The sequence below is a fragment of the Bathymodiolus japonicus methanotrophic gill symbiont genome, from assembly GCF_019721995.1.
Taxonomy (GTDB): domain Bacteria; phylum Pseudomonadota; class Gammaproteobacteria; order Methylococcales; family Methylomonadaceae; genus Methyloprofundus.
Window position 1 is genome coordinate 1 of sequence record NZ_BLYC01000015.1, and the last position, 15444, is coordinate 15444.

The window sequence follows — 15444 nt, forward strand, 5'->3', positions numbered from 1 at the left end:
TACTCGATGTTCAAGTTTTCAGCTATAACTGGGCTAAGAAAAGTAAATTTTTCCGGCTTTGTTTTATAAGTGATTGATTTACAATGATGTTGATGCTTTCTTTGTCAGTAAAATTATAAATAAAATCAATCAGTTAAAAAACTTGAACATCGAGTCTTAGACTGTTTTTATAGAGGGACTTGCTATGACACGTACTATCTGGCTGTTTGTTTTACTAACTGAAGTTTCCCAATAATTATTTATGGTAAAATTGAAACTATGCTACAACTATATGAAAAAAATAGTCTTTTCATTCGTTTCAAATGCTATTGCCTAAGGGGAATTAAGTAGGGGTTTGCTATAAACATCATCAGTGTTCCCATTGAAAGAAGAAGTACCTAAACAAAGCAGCCTATAACCTACCTGAAGGTAGCACCACTCGAATATTTCCATCTTTTTGATTTTAATCACTTATAACAGCAAATAGACACTCTGTAGGCACCGTAAAAAAACAACAAATAATTTCAAATAAAGCTTGCAATTGCCGAAAAAATTTTTCTAAAAATTTCCGTTTTAATCACCTCATAAACGGATATCACCCATGCTTAAAGACCTACCACTCTCTGAACATATTCACCAACACTGCAATGAAAGTATGGAACGTGCCCTGTTAGCAGAGCGTCATCCTTTGTGGGCTCGTTCATGCCCAGAGTTGAAGGATATCGACTTTATTCGCCTTGGGTTATTACGCTGTATCAGTGTAGTCGATAGTGGTCGCCATTTCCTCCAAACCAATGAACAGATTTATGGCCAGCTGCTTCCCCACTCAACGTATTTTAAATCACTGAAGTCGCATAGACGAACAAGTATGCTTGAGGCATTTGAACAGCAGAGCTACCATCTTCACTCTGAAACACTGCTATCGCAAGGCATTGATTATCTTAAAGCATTCCCAGAACTTGACGAATACACCATAGAAGCAGCGGATGGACATTTTATTGATCATGCCTGCCATACTGAAAAAAACAGCAAGGGGAAAGTTTATGCGGCCGGGGGGATTTACGCGTTGAATCTCAGAAGTGGGTTGCTCAGATTTCTTTGTCTGGTGACAAACGGAACTCAGAGGCATCAAGAAATACCTGTGTTACGAGATCATATTGAAAAGCAAAACAAGGGAAATAACAGCTCTCAGAAACATCTCTATGTCTACGATAAAGCCGTCACCGACTTTGTCTGGTGGGATCGGCAGAAACGACATGCTAATTACATGATTTCAATGCTAAAAGAAAATTCAATTGCGACTCTGGTTGAGTCTATCCCTTTTGACTCCCGCCATGAGATCAATACAGGGGTTGAAGCATACAGTGTGTACGAAAACAAGGGCATCAAATTTAACGTGGTGGATTACCGTGATCCAGAAACCGGAAAACTTCACCGGTTTGTGACAACCTTGCCAATGACTATTAACCCTGGAACCATTGCCATGCTGTATTTCAAGCGATGGACGATTGAAAAGACATTCAATAACACTAAAAGTAATTTCAAGGAAACTAAAGCTTGGTCTTCCAATACCCGCTCACTTGAAAATCAAATGCGCCTGACTGCAATGAGCTATAATTTAATGCGCGTATTTGAAGAGATTTCAAAAACACAACAGCCAGAATTGATTCATCCATCGGATAAAAAATATAGCGAGGCTCTGGAGATAAGGCAGCAACAGGCTCAAAAACGAGATCGTTTTGTGAATCCATTATTTTTCCAGGCAAGAATATCTCGTATCAGCTCGTATACCATTCGGGCAGTTCAAAACGCAATAATAACAGGAATGTCTTTACAGTGCTTTATGAGCTCTCTTGTGGCGAGGTTAGTTTCACGGCCTCAATTGATAGGGGAACACTGATGATAAACATGGCAAAACCACCTAAAATAAACCTCGATACACCAGCATTGTGTATTTCAGCTACTCAATAATTGGGAAACTTCAGTTTACTAACTCTGACGCCTCTAAGTGTAAACGCCTTACCAGCTGAAAAAGTCCCAAAGCCATTACAACCCTGGGTAGACTGGGTGCTTGAAGATGACACTCAGCTGCATTGTCCTTTCTTTTATAATGATACAAAGACAAAATACTGTGCGTGGCCTAGTCAACTTAATCTTGATATACAAAAGCAGCAGGGTAAATTTACCAGTAACTGGCAGATTTACAATAAAAGCTATATCACCTTACCTGGCAATCCTGATCATTGGCCCCAAAATGTAACTGTTAACAATAAACCCGCCTTAGTCATCAGTTACAACAATAATCCTGCCATCAAGCTTGATGCTGGACACTACCAGATACAAGCTTCATTTTTTTGGGACCATACCCCTGAAAGTCTTGCTATCCCCACACTTACGGGCATTATTTCAGTCCGAGTTCTTAATAAGAGCATTGCCTACCCTACTATAAAAAACCAACAACTTTGGTTTAACTCGATGTTCAAGTTTTTGATATTGAGAAGGTAAAATCAGGTATTCTGAGGTTGTTGTAATTTTATCGGTGTAAGCCCATGTTAATGAATGCCCCAGCCACCTTTATCCAAAGCTATATTGACGATTTAAATGATGCGCTCAATCAGCTAAAACCCGGAGCCGCTTTGACACGGATTCAAGCCGCTTGGTTGGGCACTTGTTTAACGGGCATACTGCTAATGAACTCTGTTTGCTGGGCTAAGTTTGAGCGAGCAAGCCTTGGAGATTGCAAAGTAGCCGCATTATCCTGGGTGTTTCGTAAAGCAAGTATACCCTGGGACTGGTTGCTACGGGTGAGTGTGGTCTTAATTTTAAAACGTTATGGCATTACTGAAGGTGTGTTGGCCTTTGATGAATCAGACCGAGCACGATCTAAGTCTACAAAACGTATTTATAAGGTTTACAAGCAGAAACACAAAGGCTCCGGCGGGTATGTTAATGGACAAACGATAGTATTATTGCTGCTAGTTACCTCATCCATTACAGTGCCTGTCGGTTTTTTCTTTTATATGCCGGATCCAGCCTTAAAGCAGTGGGATAAAGAAGATAAACGGTTGAAAAAGAGCGGTATAGCAAAAAAAGATCGGCCTATTAAGCCTGAACGTGACAGTGCCTACCCGACCAAAACAGAGATTGCATTAGGCTTATTAAAAGAGTTTAAAGTTGCGCATAGCCTGATTAAAATTAAAGGCGTACTGGCTGATGCGCTGTATGGTGAAAAAGCCTTTATGGACGAAGCCGCTAAAGAATCTGGAGGCTCGCAGGTGATTAGCCAATTACGTAAAAACCAAAATATTGAATATAGAGGTAGAATAAGGTCAGTCGAGAGCTACTTTAATTCGATTAACAAAGGCATTGATCAGATAATACGTGTACGTGGCGGCAAAGAGATTAAAGTGACTGTCAGCAGTGCACGATTAAAGGTGAGTTCTCACAGTAAAAAACGCTTTGTCATTGCCTTAAAATATGACGGTGAAAACGACTATCGCTATTTAGTGGCGACAGACCTGACTTGGCGCACACAAGATATTATTCAAGCCTATACGTTGAGATGGCTGATTGAGGTTTTCTTTGAGGACTGGAAGCTTTATGAAGGATGGGGGCGTGAGGCCAAACAATTAGATGAAGAGGGATCAAGCCGTGGCCTGATTCTGAGTCTTTTGTTTGACCATTGCCTTCTCCTTCACCCAGAGCAAATAGCCCGCATTGAAAGCAAACTACCTGCGTATACCGTAGGAAGCTTACAGCGCAAGTCTCAAATGGATGTACTGCTTGAGTTCATCACGTCATTGCTAGAGTTTCCAGATCCTGGTGATAAGCTGAAAGAGTTAGGTGAATTAATAAAGGATGTGTTTCAACTGATGCCATCAGGAAAACATATGATTGGCAGAGATTTAGGGCGCTTAGGGCCAACACCATCATTAAAGTATTGTTCTGCTGGGTGAAGGTAAGAGTTTGATGGCAATGGGATGGAAAAACTTGAACATCGAGTGTTAAGCAAGGCGACAAGATGCAATTTAAGATAGTTAGGCGCGGTGACCCTCAGCCCGAACCTAATAACTTATCTATCTCACGCGAACTATGGCTTGACTTTGACGGCACTGGCTACACTGTACAAGACCAGATTAATGGCCAAATTACACACGGCTGGCGACTCGATCGCTGAAAATCAGGGAAACGTAGCCTAAGCGAAGTGATGATTTTTAGTCCGCGATAGCCGTAGGGCCGTTGTTTTGTCGGAGTCTGAGCGTTAGCGAAGGTGGAGACAAAATAAAAGGCCATCCGACACGGCGTCAAGTCATTTGGAGCCTATGTTCCGACCCCTTGTTGGGTCGGGACGAGGTGACGAGGACGAATCGGGGCCGCCGGAGGCATAAGTGGTCGCGTTAAGTTTTTGCTGCTTGCTTGGGCTGGGATGCCCAAAACAAGCTTTCGCAAAAATAGCGACTCCCCGAAGCCTTGCCGAAACCAGACTGGGGCAAGTGCTAGTAAATGGCCAGACACAATTAATCACTTACTCGCAAAATAAAGAGTTGGAAGGCGTTGAACTTAGAAAAGGCAAACTACACCTTCGTGCCGATAGCCGGCTTGAAGGCAATATCTATCAGCTTAGCCTATCTTCGTGACATATGCAGTCAATTTCCCATTATTTCAATGAGTTAAACTTTTCAATCGGCCCCAGTTGGCACTACAGGTTTCATATCAACGATCGTTTTAACTTTTCCAATCGGGTCGGGGTTAATATTCAACGCAGTGTATATTTGTTTTTGTCTGGTTTCTGCTTTGCTTGTGGTTCGCAGGTGAATGATTGTATCGTTATCCGTGGGTAAAGTAATGGTCATGCGTTGCTGGGTCGACATCCTGTTGCGAATGCTTTCCCAGCTTAGATGGATGTCCTGCAATCTAAGTTGATAACGCAGCACATGTACCAGGTGGTAAGCTAATAATGTGATGAATAGGTGTCCGGTAACCCGCTCTTCTTTTTTGTGATAGACAGGGCGCAAGCCTAGCTCGGTTTTCAGGCTTCTAAAGGTCGCTTCAATCTCAGTCAGCATGGTATAGGTTAGCCATAACTGTTCTTCCGACCAGTCAGGGATATTCGTTCTTAGGCCATCAGTGTTCCCATTGAAAGAAGAAGTACCTAAACAAAGCAGCCTATAACCTACCTGAAGGTAGCACCACTCGAATATTTCCATCTTTTTGATTTTAATCACTTATAACAGCAAATAGACACTCTGTAGGCACCGTAAAGAAACAACAAATAATTTCAAATAAAGCTTGCAATTGCCGAAAAAATTTTCTAAAAATTTCCGTTTTAATCACCTCATAAACGGATATCACCCATGCTTAAAGACCTACCACTCTCTGAACATATTCACCAACACTGCAATGAAAGTATGGAACGTGCCCTGTTAGCAGAGCGTCATCCTTTGTGGGCTCGTTCATGCCCAGAGTTGAAGGATATCGACTTTATTCGCCTTGGGTTATTACGCTGTATCAGTGTAGTCGATAGTGGTCGCCATTTCCTCCAAACCAATGAACAGATTTATGGCCAGCTGCTTCCCCACTCAACGTATTTTAAATCACTGAAGTCGCATAGACGAACAAGTATGCTTGAGGCATTTGAACAGCAGAGCTACCATCTTCACTCTGAAACACTGCTATCGCAAGGCATTGATTATCTTAAAGCATTCCCAGAACTTGACGAATACACCATAGAAGCAGCGGATGGACATTTTATTGATCATGCCTGCCATACTGAAAAAAACAGCAAGGGGAAAGTTTATGCGGCCGGGGGGATTTACGCGTTGAATCTCAGAAGTGGGTTGCTCAGATTTCTTTGTCTGGTGACAAACGGAACTCAGAGGCATCAAGAAACACCTGTGTTACGAGATCATATTGAAAAGCAAAACAAGGGAAATAACAGCTCTCAGAAACATCTCTATGTCTACGATAAAGCCGTCACCGACTTTGTCTGGTGGGATCGGCAGAAACGACATGCTAATTACATGATTTCAATGCTAAAAGAAAATTCAATTGCGACTCTGGTTGAGTCTATCCCTTTTGACTCCCGCCATGAGATCAATACAGGGGTTGAAGCATACAGTGTGTACGAAAACAAGGGCATCAAATTTAACGTGGTGGATTACCGTGATCCAGAAACCGGAAAACTTCACCGGTTTGTGACAACCTTGCCAATGACTATTAACCCTGGAACCATTGCCATGCTGTATTTCAAGCGATGGACGATTGAAAAGACATTCAATAACACTAAAAGTAATTTCAAGGAAACTAAAGCTTGGTCTTCCAATACCCGCTCACTTGAAAATCAAATGCGCCTGACTGCAATGAGCTATAATTTAATGCGCGTATTTGAAGAGATTTCAAAAACACAACAGCCAGAATTGATTCATCCATCGGATAAAAAATATAGCGAGGCTCTGGAGATAAGGCAGCAACAGGCTCAAAAACGAGATCGTTTTGTGAATCCATTATTTTTCCAGGCAAGAATATCTCGTATCAGCTCGTATACCATTCGGGCAGTTCAAAACGCAATAATAACAGGAATGTCTTTACAGTGCTTTATGAGCTCTCTTGTGGCGAGGTTAGTTTCACGGCCTCAATTGATAGGGGAACACTGATGGTCTTCATAGCCTTCTTGGTGAAAACAAATATTAAGCTAGGCTTTTATTGGCAATTTCAAATACGTCTTTGGAGATGTTTTCAGTATTGATAATGCGCTCTAATTGTTGCTTCATAAGATCCTGCCGTTGTGTGTCAAACCTGCGCCACTGGGTTAAGGCACTGACCATGCGCGAGGCAACTTGCGGGTTAAGGCTATTTAACGCAATCACCTGGTCGGCTAAAAATTGATAGCCCTGGCCATTTTTAGCATGGTAATGAAGCGCATTAGCTTGACTAAAAGCTCCTACCAGAGAGCGAACCCTATTGGGGTTTTTTAAATCAAAGGCCGGGTGTTTTAATAAAGCTTGCACCACAGCAAAAGTGCCTGGCTGTGAACTCGACGCCTGCAAGCTAAACCACTTGTCAATAACCAGTGCTTCGTCTTGCCATTGCTGATAAAACTGTTGCAAACAATCCTGTTTTTTCGGATTGTTTGTGTTGACAATTGCACCCAGTGCGGCAACCTGGTCGGTCATTGTGTTTGCTTTGGCAAACTGCTCATTGTCTAGCTGATAACTGTCTTCGTTGTCTAGCTGGCTTAAATAATCCAGACACAGGTTTTTAATTCGTCGCCTGCCGATTGCTGTCGAGTTCAGCTCGCCACTTTCATCTTGGTGATGCTGTTGATAAAGAACCGTAAACTGATTGCTAAGCTGCTCCGCGAGAGTGCGTTTTAATAGCTGCCTTGCCTGATGAATGGCATCTACATCGACCACAGTCATTTGCTCAGCCAGATAATTTTCAGCAGGCAAAGAGAGCAGGCAAGCTAGATAAGAAAGATCTGTCCAGGATTGTTCCAGTATGCTCTTAAAGCTCTTGACTATGGTGGCGGGAATGCCGGTATTCTGGTCTTCTTTAATTGCTGCAATAAGCTGAAAAATGATGCTAGCGCTTAACTGTTGCCCTGCTTCCCAGCGATTAAAACTATCATTATCGTACTGCAATAAAAATGCAAGCTCAGTAAGTGGGCGTGATACTTGTAACTTAACCGGAGCAGAAAAATCGCGCAATATTGAGATTATCGGTGTGCTGGGGACATTGTTGAAGACAAAGTTCTGCGTTTGATCGGTTAGCTCCAGTGTCAGCTCATTATTGATTGACGCTACCCCGGATACAGTGGCGTCCATCATTGCCCCATCTGCGGCAAATAGTGCGACTTTAATGGGAATATGCAAAATCGCTGCATTTGCCTGACCTGGAATAGTCTGGCTTAAGGTGAGTGTCAATGCCTGCAGGTTTTCATCATAATTCTTCTCAACCTTAATTGAGGGAGTTCCGGCCTGTGCATACCAGCGTCTGAACTGGCTCAAGTCTTTATCATTTGCATCTTCCATTGCCTTAACAAAGTGTTCACAGGTGACAGCCTGGCCATCATGCCGCTGAAAATACAAATCAGCGCCTCGGTGAAAATTTTCAGTGCCTAATAAAGTACGGATCATACGTACAACTTCCGCACCTTTTTCATACACTGTAAGGGTATAGAAATTATTAATTTCTATATATGCTTCAGGGCGTATTGGGTGGGCTAAAGGTCCAGCATCTTCAGCAAATTGACGGGTACGCAGCATATTAACATCATCGATACGCTTAACCGCTCTGGAGGTCTGATCGGCAGTAAATTCTTGATCACGAAAAACTGTAAAGCCTTCTTTTAAACTTAATTGAAACCAGTCGCGGCAAGTAATGCGATTCCCCGTCCAGTTATGAAAATATTCATGCCCAATAACCCCTTCTATATGCCCATAATCCATATCGGTCGCAGTACCGGGGCACGCCAGCACAAATTTGGTGTTAAAAATATTCAGCCCTTTATTTTCCATGGCTCCCATATTGAAATGCCCCACGGCAACGATCATATATAGGTCTAAATCATATTCACGCCCGTATACTTGTTCATCCCAGTGCATGGCATTTTTCAATGACTGCATGGCATGAGCGCATTTATCGATATCATGTGTTTCGACAAAAATTTGCAGGGTAATATTGCGACCGCTGATGCTAGTATAGTTATCTTCTATACATTCCAGTTGCCCGGCAACCAGCGCAAATAAATAACATGGTTTTTTAAACGGGTCTTCCCAGGTGACCCAGTGACGATTGTCAATTAATTCGCCATGTGCGATTTTATTACCATTAGATAATAAAACCGGATACTGAGTTTTATCGGCTATTAGCGTAGTGGTAAAGCGCGCCATTACATCAGGGCGATCAAGGAAAAAGGTGATTTTGCGAAAGCCCTGTGCCTCACACTGAGTACATAACATATCATTAGAAACAAACAAGCCTTCCAGCGCACTATTGGCCTGCGGATTAATGGTATTTTCTATAGCCAGGGTGAACGTGGTATTTTGTGGGACATCGGGAATGATTAATGATTCGTCTGTCAGCTCGAACTGATTATCCGTCAGCGCCACGCCATTTAACGCCACGCTGATTAAAGTGATATCTTCGCCTAATAGTTCTAATGGGGCCTGTTTAGTTTTATTATCCGGGTTATGCGTAATCGTTAATCGGGAGACCACGCGAGTATATTCGGCTTCAAGAATAAAATTTAAATCAACCGTTTCAACTAGATATTTAGGCTGCTGATAATCTTTAAGGTAAATGGTTTGAGGCTTGACTTCCTGCGTGTGTTTATTGTTCATGGTGTTCTATATATACTAAATTTCGCATTGTCATGATTGCAATTTTGATGCAAGTGGCCGGTCTGTTCGTGGGTGTTTAGGTATTGCCTGATTTGTATGCCCTATAAGCAAAAAGGCTAACGAGTAGCCAGGCGCTTAAAAAACAGAGTCCACCAATCGGAGTAATCATTCCTAGCCATTTTATACCGGATAAGCTGAGTACATACAGGCTTCCCGAAAATAAAATAATGCCGGCAAACATTAGCCAGCCAGCATAAACGACTATGTGTTGATCGGGATTTTGCTGCCTGAGCAGAGCAATAATGCCCAGGCCTAAAGCATGCCACATCTGATAAGTTACAGCTGTTTTGTAGACGGCCAGCATATCAGGGGCTAACACGGCTTTTAAGGCATGTGCGCCAAACGCGCCCATGGTTACAGCAAGGAATGCGCTGACAGCGCTTAATAATAAAAAGACAGGGTGCATTATTTTTCCAGTAAACGTGGCATTAATTGTACAAGATTACATGGTTTGGTGCGAAAGTCTAATTGTTCGCTTATTAAACTGTCCCAGGCAGTACGACATGCGCTGGATGAGCCTGGCAGGCAAAAAATATATGTTGCATTAGCTACGCCGGCAATAGCGCGGGATTGAATGGTGGAGGTTTTTATCTGTTGATAAGATAGCATTCTAAATACCTCGCCAAAGCCGTCCAGTGTTTTATCCAGCAAGGGTGAAAATGCTTCAGGAGTGCCATCTCTGCCTGTAACACCAGTACCGCCGGTACTGATAATAACATTGACCTGTTGATCGGCGATCCAGTTGGATGCTACGGCGCGGATCTGGTAAATATCATCTGCAACAATCTTTTTTGCATACAGTTTATGGTCTGCTTGTAGCAGTCGTTCAACCAGAGTTTTTCCGGAGATATCTTCGGCTTCGCCGCGTGTGTCGGAAACAGTCAGGATTGCTATATTAAGAGGAAGAAATTGCTTGTCAGTCGGGTGTATCATACTTGTCTGTTGAAAAGCCTGGGAAAAAAGAAATCATATGCTGCTATCTTACCTGTAAAGATCTGTCATAAACAGGCTTTGAATATGCAAGCCTTTGCAATTATCAATAAAAATATTGCTAGTGATGACATTCGATTATAATCCAAGCTTATGGATAAAAGCCAGATTACAATCCCGCACCTTAATAACAGCCTTCCGCGCCTACCATTGAAGAGTTTCTATGTCTGTAAATCCCAAATCAGAACAAGGTCTAGCGCTACGTAAATTGTTCCCCCTGGCAACCATGCCAGCACAGCAGTTTAAAGAATTATGCGCTGATTGCGATGTGACAGAAGCAGCTAAGGGCAGTTTTTTATTTAATATCGGGGAGTCGCTATTTTTGCGAAAGCTTGTTTTGGGCATCCCAGCCCAAGCAAGCAGCAAAAACTTAACGCGACCACTTATGCCTCCGGCGGCCCCGATTCGTCCTCGTCACCTCGTCCCGACCCAACAAGGGGTCGGAACATAGGCTCCAAATGACTTGACGCCGTGTCGGATGGCCTTTTATTTTGTCTCCTCCTTCGCTAACGCTCAGACTCCGACAAAATAACGGCCCTACGGCTATCGCGGACTAAAAATCATCACTTCGCTTAGGCTCCGTTTCCCTGATTTTCAGCGTAGGTGATGCAACAGAGTCATTTATTTATCTGATTGGTGGCACAATTTCTATAGAGGCCGATGACTTCATACTTGAAACAATAAAGGCCGGGACCGATGCGGCAAAATTTGCATTGGCGCATCAGTTCCCGCGTAAGGTATCTTCTCGCGCCCTTGATCATGTAAGCTTTATTCGTTTGCAACTTAATGTATTGGATAAAACAAATATAGATTATAACGAACTAGAAAACGTGTATAAAGTTGAAAATGATGACAACGAAGCTGATGCATCTACAGATTGGCTAGCTGCTCTGCTGCAGTCGCCGGTGTTTCAGCGCTTGCCTGCAGTAAATTTACAGCAGGTTTTGATGAGTCTGGAAGAGGTCAAATTCACTAAAGGTGAGGTGATCTTTCAGCAAGGTGATATAGGGGATTATTGTTTTCTCCTGAATTCAAGTCATAAGTACATAACCCAATAAATTTTTCATATCTATCCCAGTCAGCTCTTCAAATACCTCATAAGGTGTTTTGTAATTGAGACACTTTTTAGGGCGACTATTTAGCTTATCAACGGCTATAAAAACCTCAGGGAAATACTGTCTTAATAAGCCATTAGCATTCTCATTTTGCCCTCTTTCCCAAGAGCTGTAGGGAGTCGCAAAATACGTATCACAACCTAGTGCTTCTGCTATTTTTTCATGCATGGTAAACTCTTTCCCGTTATCAAAAGTAATTGTTTTAACAAAGCTTTTTATAGGATCAAGCATTAAAATAGTTGCGTCTAATACATATTGAGCCTTTTTCCCCGCTAAAGGGAAGGCCAACCGTAATTTAGAGACTCGCTCATCCAACGTTACAATCGCCCCTTTGTGATTTTTCCCAATGATTGTATCTGCCTCCCAATCACCTATACGCTTACGGTTGTTGACCTCTTCAGGACGCTCATCTATATCGACTCTATTAGGGATTCCTGTCCTATTATGGGCTGACCCATACCGCTTGCGATAGGTTTTGTTCTGATGCCGAAGATGCTTGTATAGTTCACCCCCTGCCTTTTGTCCGCCAGAATATGCTGGTAGATTGTTTCATGATGAAGACTAATTATACCCTCTTGTTTTAACCGCCCTGCAATCTGCTCAGGACTCCAGTCATCCTCAATGCGAACATTAACAATGCCTTTTATTTCATCCGTTAATTTAACCTCTTTAGGCTTGTTTTTGTGTCGTTCTTGGGCAAAATCTTCTGCTTGTTTATGCCTGTAGCCTCTTTGACCTGTATTGCGTTTAATCTCGCGTGAAATATTGCTTTGGCTTTGTTCTAAGGCTTCTGCTATTTTATTCTGTGAAGTTCCCTTTTTTAATTCAATCGCTGAAAATCAGGGAAACGTAGCCTAAGCGAAGTGATGATTTTTAGTCCGCGATAGCCGTAGGGCCGTTGTTTTGTCGGAGTCTGAGCGTTAGCGAAGGTGGAGACAAAATAAAAGGCCATCCGACACGGCGTCAAGTCATTTGGAGCCTTGTTCCGACCCCTTGTTGGGTCGGGACGAGGTGACGAGGACGAATCGGGGCCGCCGGAGGCATAAGTGGTCGCGTTAAGTTTTTGCTGCTTGCTTGGGCTGGGATGCCCAAAACAAGCTTTCGCAAAAATAGCGACTCCCCGATTCTATATAATATCTTTCTTCAGGACATAGGTGTGTATAGCTCATTTGTAGCCTCTGTAAATTGTTTGGTAGCTGTTTACTTTACACCTATGTCTTGTCTTAATTCAACAGGTGTTAGTCTAGCCAATACTTGCAGAGGGTTATGCACTTATTATACGAATTCAGGTCTAATTAAAAAAGGGCGCTGCTCATTAAGCCGCAAAGCCTCAGACCAGACCAAGGAAATAATATATCAGGAGCTCTCTGCCGGTGATACTTTTGGTGAACAGGAGATACTCCTGGACGAACCTAGAAATATGACAGTCACTGCTGTTTCGGATATGCAGGCATCGCGTATTGATGCAGAGCGCTTTATCAAGTTTATTAAGTTTCCGGCACTAAAATATATTGATTACAAGGATTTAGAGCTGGAGCGAGAGCAAGATCCAGACCTATTGGTTTTAGACATACATTCTGTAGAAGAGTACAAAAAAAGCCATATAGAAGGTAGCCATAATGTCCCTTTTTTCAGGCTACGCTTGTCTATCAATGAGTTGAAGCAGGCGCAAGCCAGGATTGTTGTTTGTGCGGATAGCAGGTTGAGTGAAGCGGCGGCTTTTGAGTTGATTAAGCAAGGTGTGAATGCGCTAGTCTTAAATGACGGCATGCAAAGTACAGTGAAGCAAGCAGTTGCAGCAATAGCAGAAGATGAGGCCGAGCACGCGACCCAGGATAGTGAAGAGCCAGAGAGCGCGGCTTTGAGTAGTGTGGAAATCAGCCTGCAAGAGAAAAACCAGATCCTGGCTGCAGAGAATGAGCGCCTGAACTCTGAATTGACTTTATTTAAAAAGCAATGCCGACTACTGTATAAGCAAGCGGAGAAATTAAAAGCAGCATTGGATAAGCTTCGATGGGCTAGTAAGCCATGACAACCCCAGAGGATTGTCGAGCTTACTCTACCAATAAAACTTTATAGCCCACTAGCGATTACAGCTAAAGACTGTACCGGATCGGCAAAAAAGAGTTATTTAATTTTTGATTCTTTGTACATGACATGTTTACGAACAACAGGATCAAATTTTTTGATTTCCATTTTTTCTGGCATAGTACGCTTATTTTTATCGGTAGTATAAAAATGACCAGTACCTGCTGAAGAAACTAATTTTATTTTATCGCGCATGATATTACTCCTTAAACTTTTTCGCCACGTTGACGCATTTCTGCTAATACAGTATCGATACCTTTCTTATCAATGATACGCATACCTTTTGCTGATAATCTTAAACGTATCCATCTATTCTCACTTTCTACCCAGAACTTATGATGGTGCAAGTTAGGATTAAAGCGTCTTCTGGTTCTGTTTTTTGCGTGAGATACATTGTTTCCGGTAACTGGGCGCTTACCCGTTACTTGACAAATTTTTGACATGATATTCCTCTAATGTGCCTTTATTCAAAGTTAGCCGAACTTTATATCAAATTTTTCAGGCTAGGTAAACAATAATTTAATTATTTTCTTGATATAATCACGCGCATCGACTAAAAAACACGCTATACTCAAGCTAGTAGAGCATCCCTTAAAATTCAACTGATTATGAACCGTAATAGACACAAAAGCTTAATGCTATAAAGTTGTTAATTTTGTTACCGGGTGCTGTACTAGCTAATAATGCTAAAAAATTTAGCTGCTTACTGGGCAATGGCACCCTTTAATTATATAGAGATAATACATGTCCTGCCTTGTAGCTTATCCCATTTATCAAAGAGATTACTATCGTGACAATTAAAATTGGCATAGTCATGGATTCGATTGACCACATCAATATTAACAAAGACACCAGCTTTGCCATGCTACTGGAAGCACAGGCGCGTGACTGGGAATTGTATTATATGCAAATGGAGGATTTATTTTTACGCAAAGGTAAAGCCTATGCCAAGATCCGGAAAATACAGGTGCAGCGCGATGCAAGGGACTGGTACCAGATTATCAGTGAGCAAACCCTGGCGCTGGATTCATTAGATTGCATTATTATGCGTAAAGATCCACCGGTTGATCAGGAATATATCTATGCGACGCATATATTGGAGCTGGCTGAGCAACAGGGCGTGTATGTAGTCAATAAACCGCAGTCTTTACGTGATGCCAATGAGAAACTCTATACCGCCTGGTTTCCACAGTGCTGTGCGGATACGCTAGTCACACGCCGCGCCGATTTGATTCGCGAGTTTCTTGCAGAACATCAGGATATTATCTTAAAGCCGCTAGATGGTATGGGCGGCGCTTCGATCTTTCATTTACGTAGCAATGATCCAAATATCAGCGTGATTATTGAGATGATTACTGAGCATGGTCAGCGACATGTGATGGGGCAAAAATATTTAGCAGAAATAAAACAGGGCGATAAGCGTATCTTGATTGTTAATGGCGAAGCCATTCCCTACGCGTTGGCGCGTATTCCTGCGCAGGGTGAAACCCGTGGCAACCTGGCTGCAGGAGGGTTTGCACAAGGCCAGCCATTAAGCGAGCGTGATGCCTGGATTGCCGGGCAAGTAGGCCCGACCTTAAAAGCAAAAGGCCTGATGTTTGTGGGTATAGATGTGATTGGCGATTATTTAACTGAAATCAATGTGACCAGCCCTACCTGTGTGCAAGAACTGGATAAGCAGTTTGGTATTAATATCTGTGCAAAATTGATGGATCATATCGAAGCAGAAATCGCTAAAACCTACAGGCGCGCCATGCTACCTCACGAAATTCCGGGACTCCTGTCGCCGTAATTCGTTCACCTACGCAGCGAATAGGAGATGCTCCAGCCGCCCTGCGTCCGCCACAGACTGAGCACAAAGCAGCTCAGTC

At 42.6% G+C, this 15444-nt stretch carries 19 protein-coding genes and 2 pseudogenes; 9 read left to right on the top strand and 12 right to left on the bottom strand.

What is annotated here, in order from left to right:
• Positions 1 to 580 precede the first annotated feature (580 nt).
• From K6984_RS17595 to K6984_RS17605, 3 genes are all read left to right on the top strand, one after another.
• A complete protein-coding gene (locus K6984_RS17595; protein ID WP_221894003.1) occupies positions 581 to 1879 on the top strand; it encodes a transposase in 1299 nt (432 codons plus the stop codon).
• Between the two features lie 71 nt (positions 1880 to 1950).
• Complete coding sequence (locus K6984_RS17600; RefSeq protein WP_221896118.1) at positions 1951 to 2484, top strand: hypothetical protein; 534 nt, start codon at positions 1951 to 1953, stop codon at positions 2482 to 2484.
• Between the two features lie 44 nt (positions 2485 to 2528).
• Positions 2529 to 3935, top strand: a complete 1407-nt coding sequence (locus K6984_RS17605) for a transposase (RefSeq protein ID WP_221896715.1) — start codon at positions 2529 to 2531, stop codon at positions 3933 to 3935.
• A 160-nt stretch (positions 3936 to 4095) separates the two neighbouring features.
• On the opposite strand, the gene K6984_RS17610 is transcribed toward K6984_RS17605, so the two are convergent.
• The 3 genes and pseudogenes from K6984_RS17610 to K6984_RS17615 form a co-directional block, all read right to left on the bottom strand.
• Positions 4096 to 4272, bottom strand: a complete 177-nt coding sequence (locus tag K6984_RS17610) for a hypothetical protein (protein ID WP_221896120.1) — start codon at positions 4270 to 4272, stop codon at positions 4096 to 4098.
• A gap of 27 nt (positions 4273 to 4299) precedes the next feature.
• Entirely contained in the window at positions 4300 to 4428 is a 129-nt protein-coding gene (locus K6984_RS34060) for a hypothetical protein (protein ID WP_263458596.1), read from the bottom strand.
• A 230-nt stretch (positions 4429 to 4658) separates the two neighbouring features.
• Positions 4659 to 5099: pseudogene (locus K6984_RS17615) on the bottom strand (IS1634 family transposase); the annotation flags it as partial.
• Between the two features lie 234 nt (positions 5100 to 5333).
• Between K6984_RS17615 and K6984_RS17620 the strand changes: the two are divergent.
• The gene (locus K6984_RS17620; protein WP_221893939.1) at positions 5334 to 6632 is read left to right on the top strand and encodes a transposase; all 1299 of its coding nucleotides are present in this window, start codon (positions 5334 to 5336) and stop codon (positions 6630 to 6632) included.
• A gap of 33 nt (positions 6633 to 6665) precedes the next feature.
• Here K6984_RS17620 and pepN read toward each other — a convergent pair whose 3' ends face one another.
• The 3 genes from pepN to moaB form a co-directional block, all read right to left on the bottom strand.
• On the bottom strand, positions 6666 to 9320 hold the full coding sequence (gene pepN, locus K6984_RS17625) for an aminopeptidase N (protein WP_221896716.1): 2655 nt from the start codon (positions 9318 to 9320) through the stop codon (positions 6666 to 6668).
• Between the two features lie 76 nt (positions 9321 to 9396).
• On the bottom strand, positions 9397 to 9786 hold the full coding sequence (locus K6984_RS17630) for a DUF423 domain-containing protein (protein ID WP_221896717.1): 390 nt from the start codon (positions 9784 to 9786) through the stop codon (positions 9397 to 9399).
• The gene (gene moaB, locus K6984_RS17635; RefSeq protein ID WP_221896718.1) at positions 9786 to 10313 is read right to left on the bottom strand and encodes a molybdenum cofactor biosynthesis protein B; all 528 of its coding nucleotides are present in this window, start codon (positions 10311 to 10313) and stop codon (positions 9786 to 9788) included. Before moaB ends, K6984_RS17630 begins: the two co-directional genes overlap by 1 nt.
• Between moaB and K6984_RS17640 the strand changes: the two genes are divergently transcribed.
• From K6984_RS17640 to K6984_RS17645, 3 genes are all read left to right on the top strand, one after another.
• Positions 10305 to 10454, top strand: a complete 150-nt coding sequence (locus K6984_RS17640) for a hypothetical protein (protein ID WP_221896719.1) — start codon at positions 10305 to 10307, stop codon at positions 10452 to 10454. The genes moaB and K6984_RS17640 overlap by 9 nt on opposite strands.
• Before the next feature lie 238 nt (positions 10455 to 10692).
• Complete coding sequence (locus tag K6984_RS34065) at positions 10693 to 10821, top strand: hypothetical protein (RefSeq protein WP_263458596.1); 129 nt, start codon at positions 10693 to 10695, stop codon at positions 10819 to 10821.
• A gap of 262 nt (positions 10822 to 11083) precedes the next feature.
• A complete protein-coding gene (locus K6984_RS17645) occupies positions 11084 to 11428 on the top strand; it encodes a cyclic nucleotide-binding domain-containing protein (protein ID WP_221896720.1) in 345 nt (114 codons plus the stop codon).
• Here the strand turns inward: K6984_RS17645 and K6984_RS17650 are convergent.
• From K6984_RS17650 to K6984_RS17655, 3 genes and pseudogenes are all read right to left on the bottom strand, one after another.
• A pseudogene (locus K6984_RS17650) lies at positions 11402 to 12315 on the bottom strand (IS30 family transposase). The gene K6984_RS17645 and the pseudogene K6984_RS17650 sit on opposite strands and share 27 nt — an antisense overlap.
• Positions 12306 to 12437, bottom strand: a complete 132-nt coding sequence (locus K6984_RS34070; RefSeq protein ID WP_263458794.1) for a hypothetical protein — start codon at positions 12435 to 12437, stop codon at positions 12306 to 12308. The pseudogene K6984_RS17650 and the gene K6984_RS34070 overlap by 10 nt, the downstream one beginning before the upstream one ends.
• Positions 12438 to 12448: 11 nt before the next feature.
• Positions 12449 to 12592 (bottom strand): hypothetical protein, encoded by a 144-nt coding sequence (locus tag K6984_RS17655; protein WP_221896721.1) that lies wholly within the window; start codon positions 12590 to 12592, stop codon positions 12449 to 12451.
• Here K6984_RS17655 and K6984_RS17660 point away from each other — a divergent pair.
• Positions 12570 to 13517, top strand: coding sequence for a cyclic nucleotide-binding domain-containing protein (locus K6984_RS17660; protein WP_221896722.1), 948 nt, complete (start codon positions 12570 to 12572; stop codon positions 13515 to 13517). The two genes, K6984_RS17655 and K6984_RS17660, sit on opposite strands and share 23 nt — an antisense overlap.
• Positions 13518 to 13612: 95 nt before the next feature.
• On the opposite strand, the gene rpmG is transcribed toward K6984_RS17660, so the two are convergent.
• Both rpmG and rpmB read right to left on the bottom strand, forming a co-directional pair.
• Positions 13613 to 13768, bottom strand: a complete 156-nt coding sequence (gene rpmG, locus K6984_RS17665; protein ID WP_221896723.1) for a 50S ribosomal protein L33 — start codon at positions 13766 to 13768, stop codon at positions 13613 to 13615.
• Positions 13769 to 13779: 11 nt separating this feature from the next.
• Positions 13780 to 14016 (bottom strand): 50S ribosomal protein L28, encoded by a 237-nt coding sequence (rpmB, locus tag K6984_RS17670; RefSeq protein ID WP_221896724.1) that lies wholly within the window; start codon positions 14014 to 14016, stop codon positions 13780 to 13782.
• A gap of 347 nt (positions 14017 to 14363) precedes the next feature.
• On the opposite strand from rpmB, the gene gshB reads away from it, so the two are divergent.
• Entirely contained in the window at positions 14364 to 15365 is a 1002-nt protein-coding gene (gene gshB, locus K6984_RS17675; protein WP_221896725.1) for a glutathione synthase, read from the top strand.
• On the opposite strand, the gene K6984_RS34075 is transcribed toward gshB, so the two are convergent.
• Positions 15307 to 15432: a hypothetical protein gene (locus K6984_RS34075; RefSeq protein ID WP_263458795.1), complete on the bottom strand. Its 126-nt coding sequence runs from the start codon at positions 15430 to 15432 to the stop codon at positions 15307 to 15309. The two genes, gshB and K6984_RS34075, sit on opposite strands and share 59 nt — an antisense overlap.
• Positions 15433 to 15444: the final 12 nt, after the last annotated feature.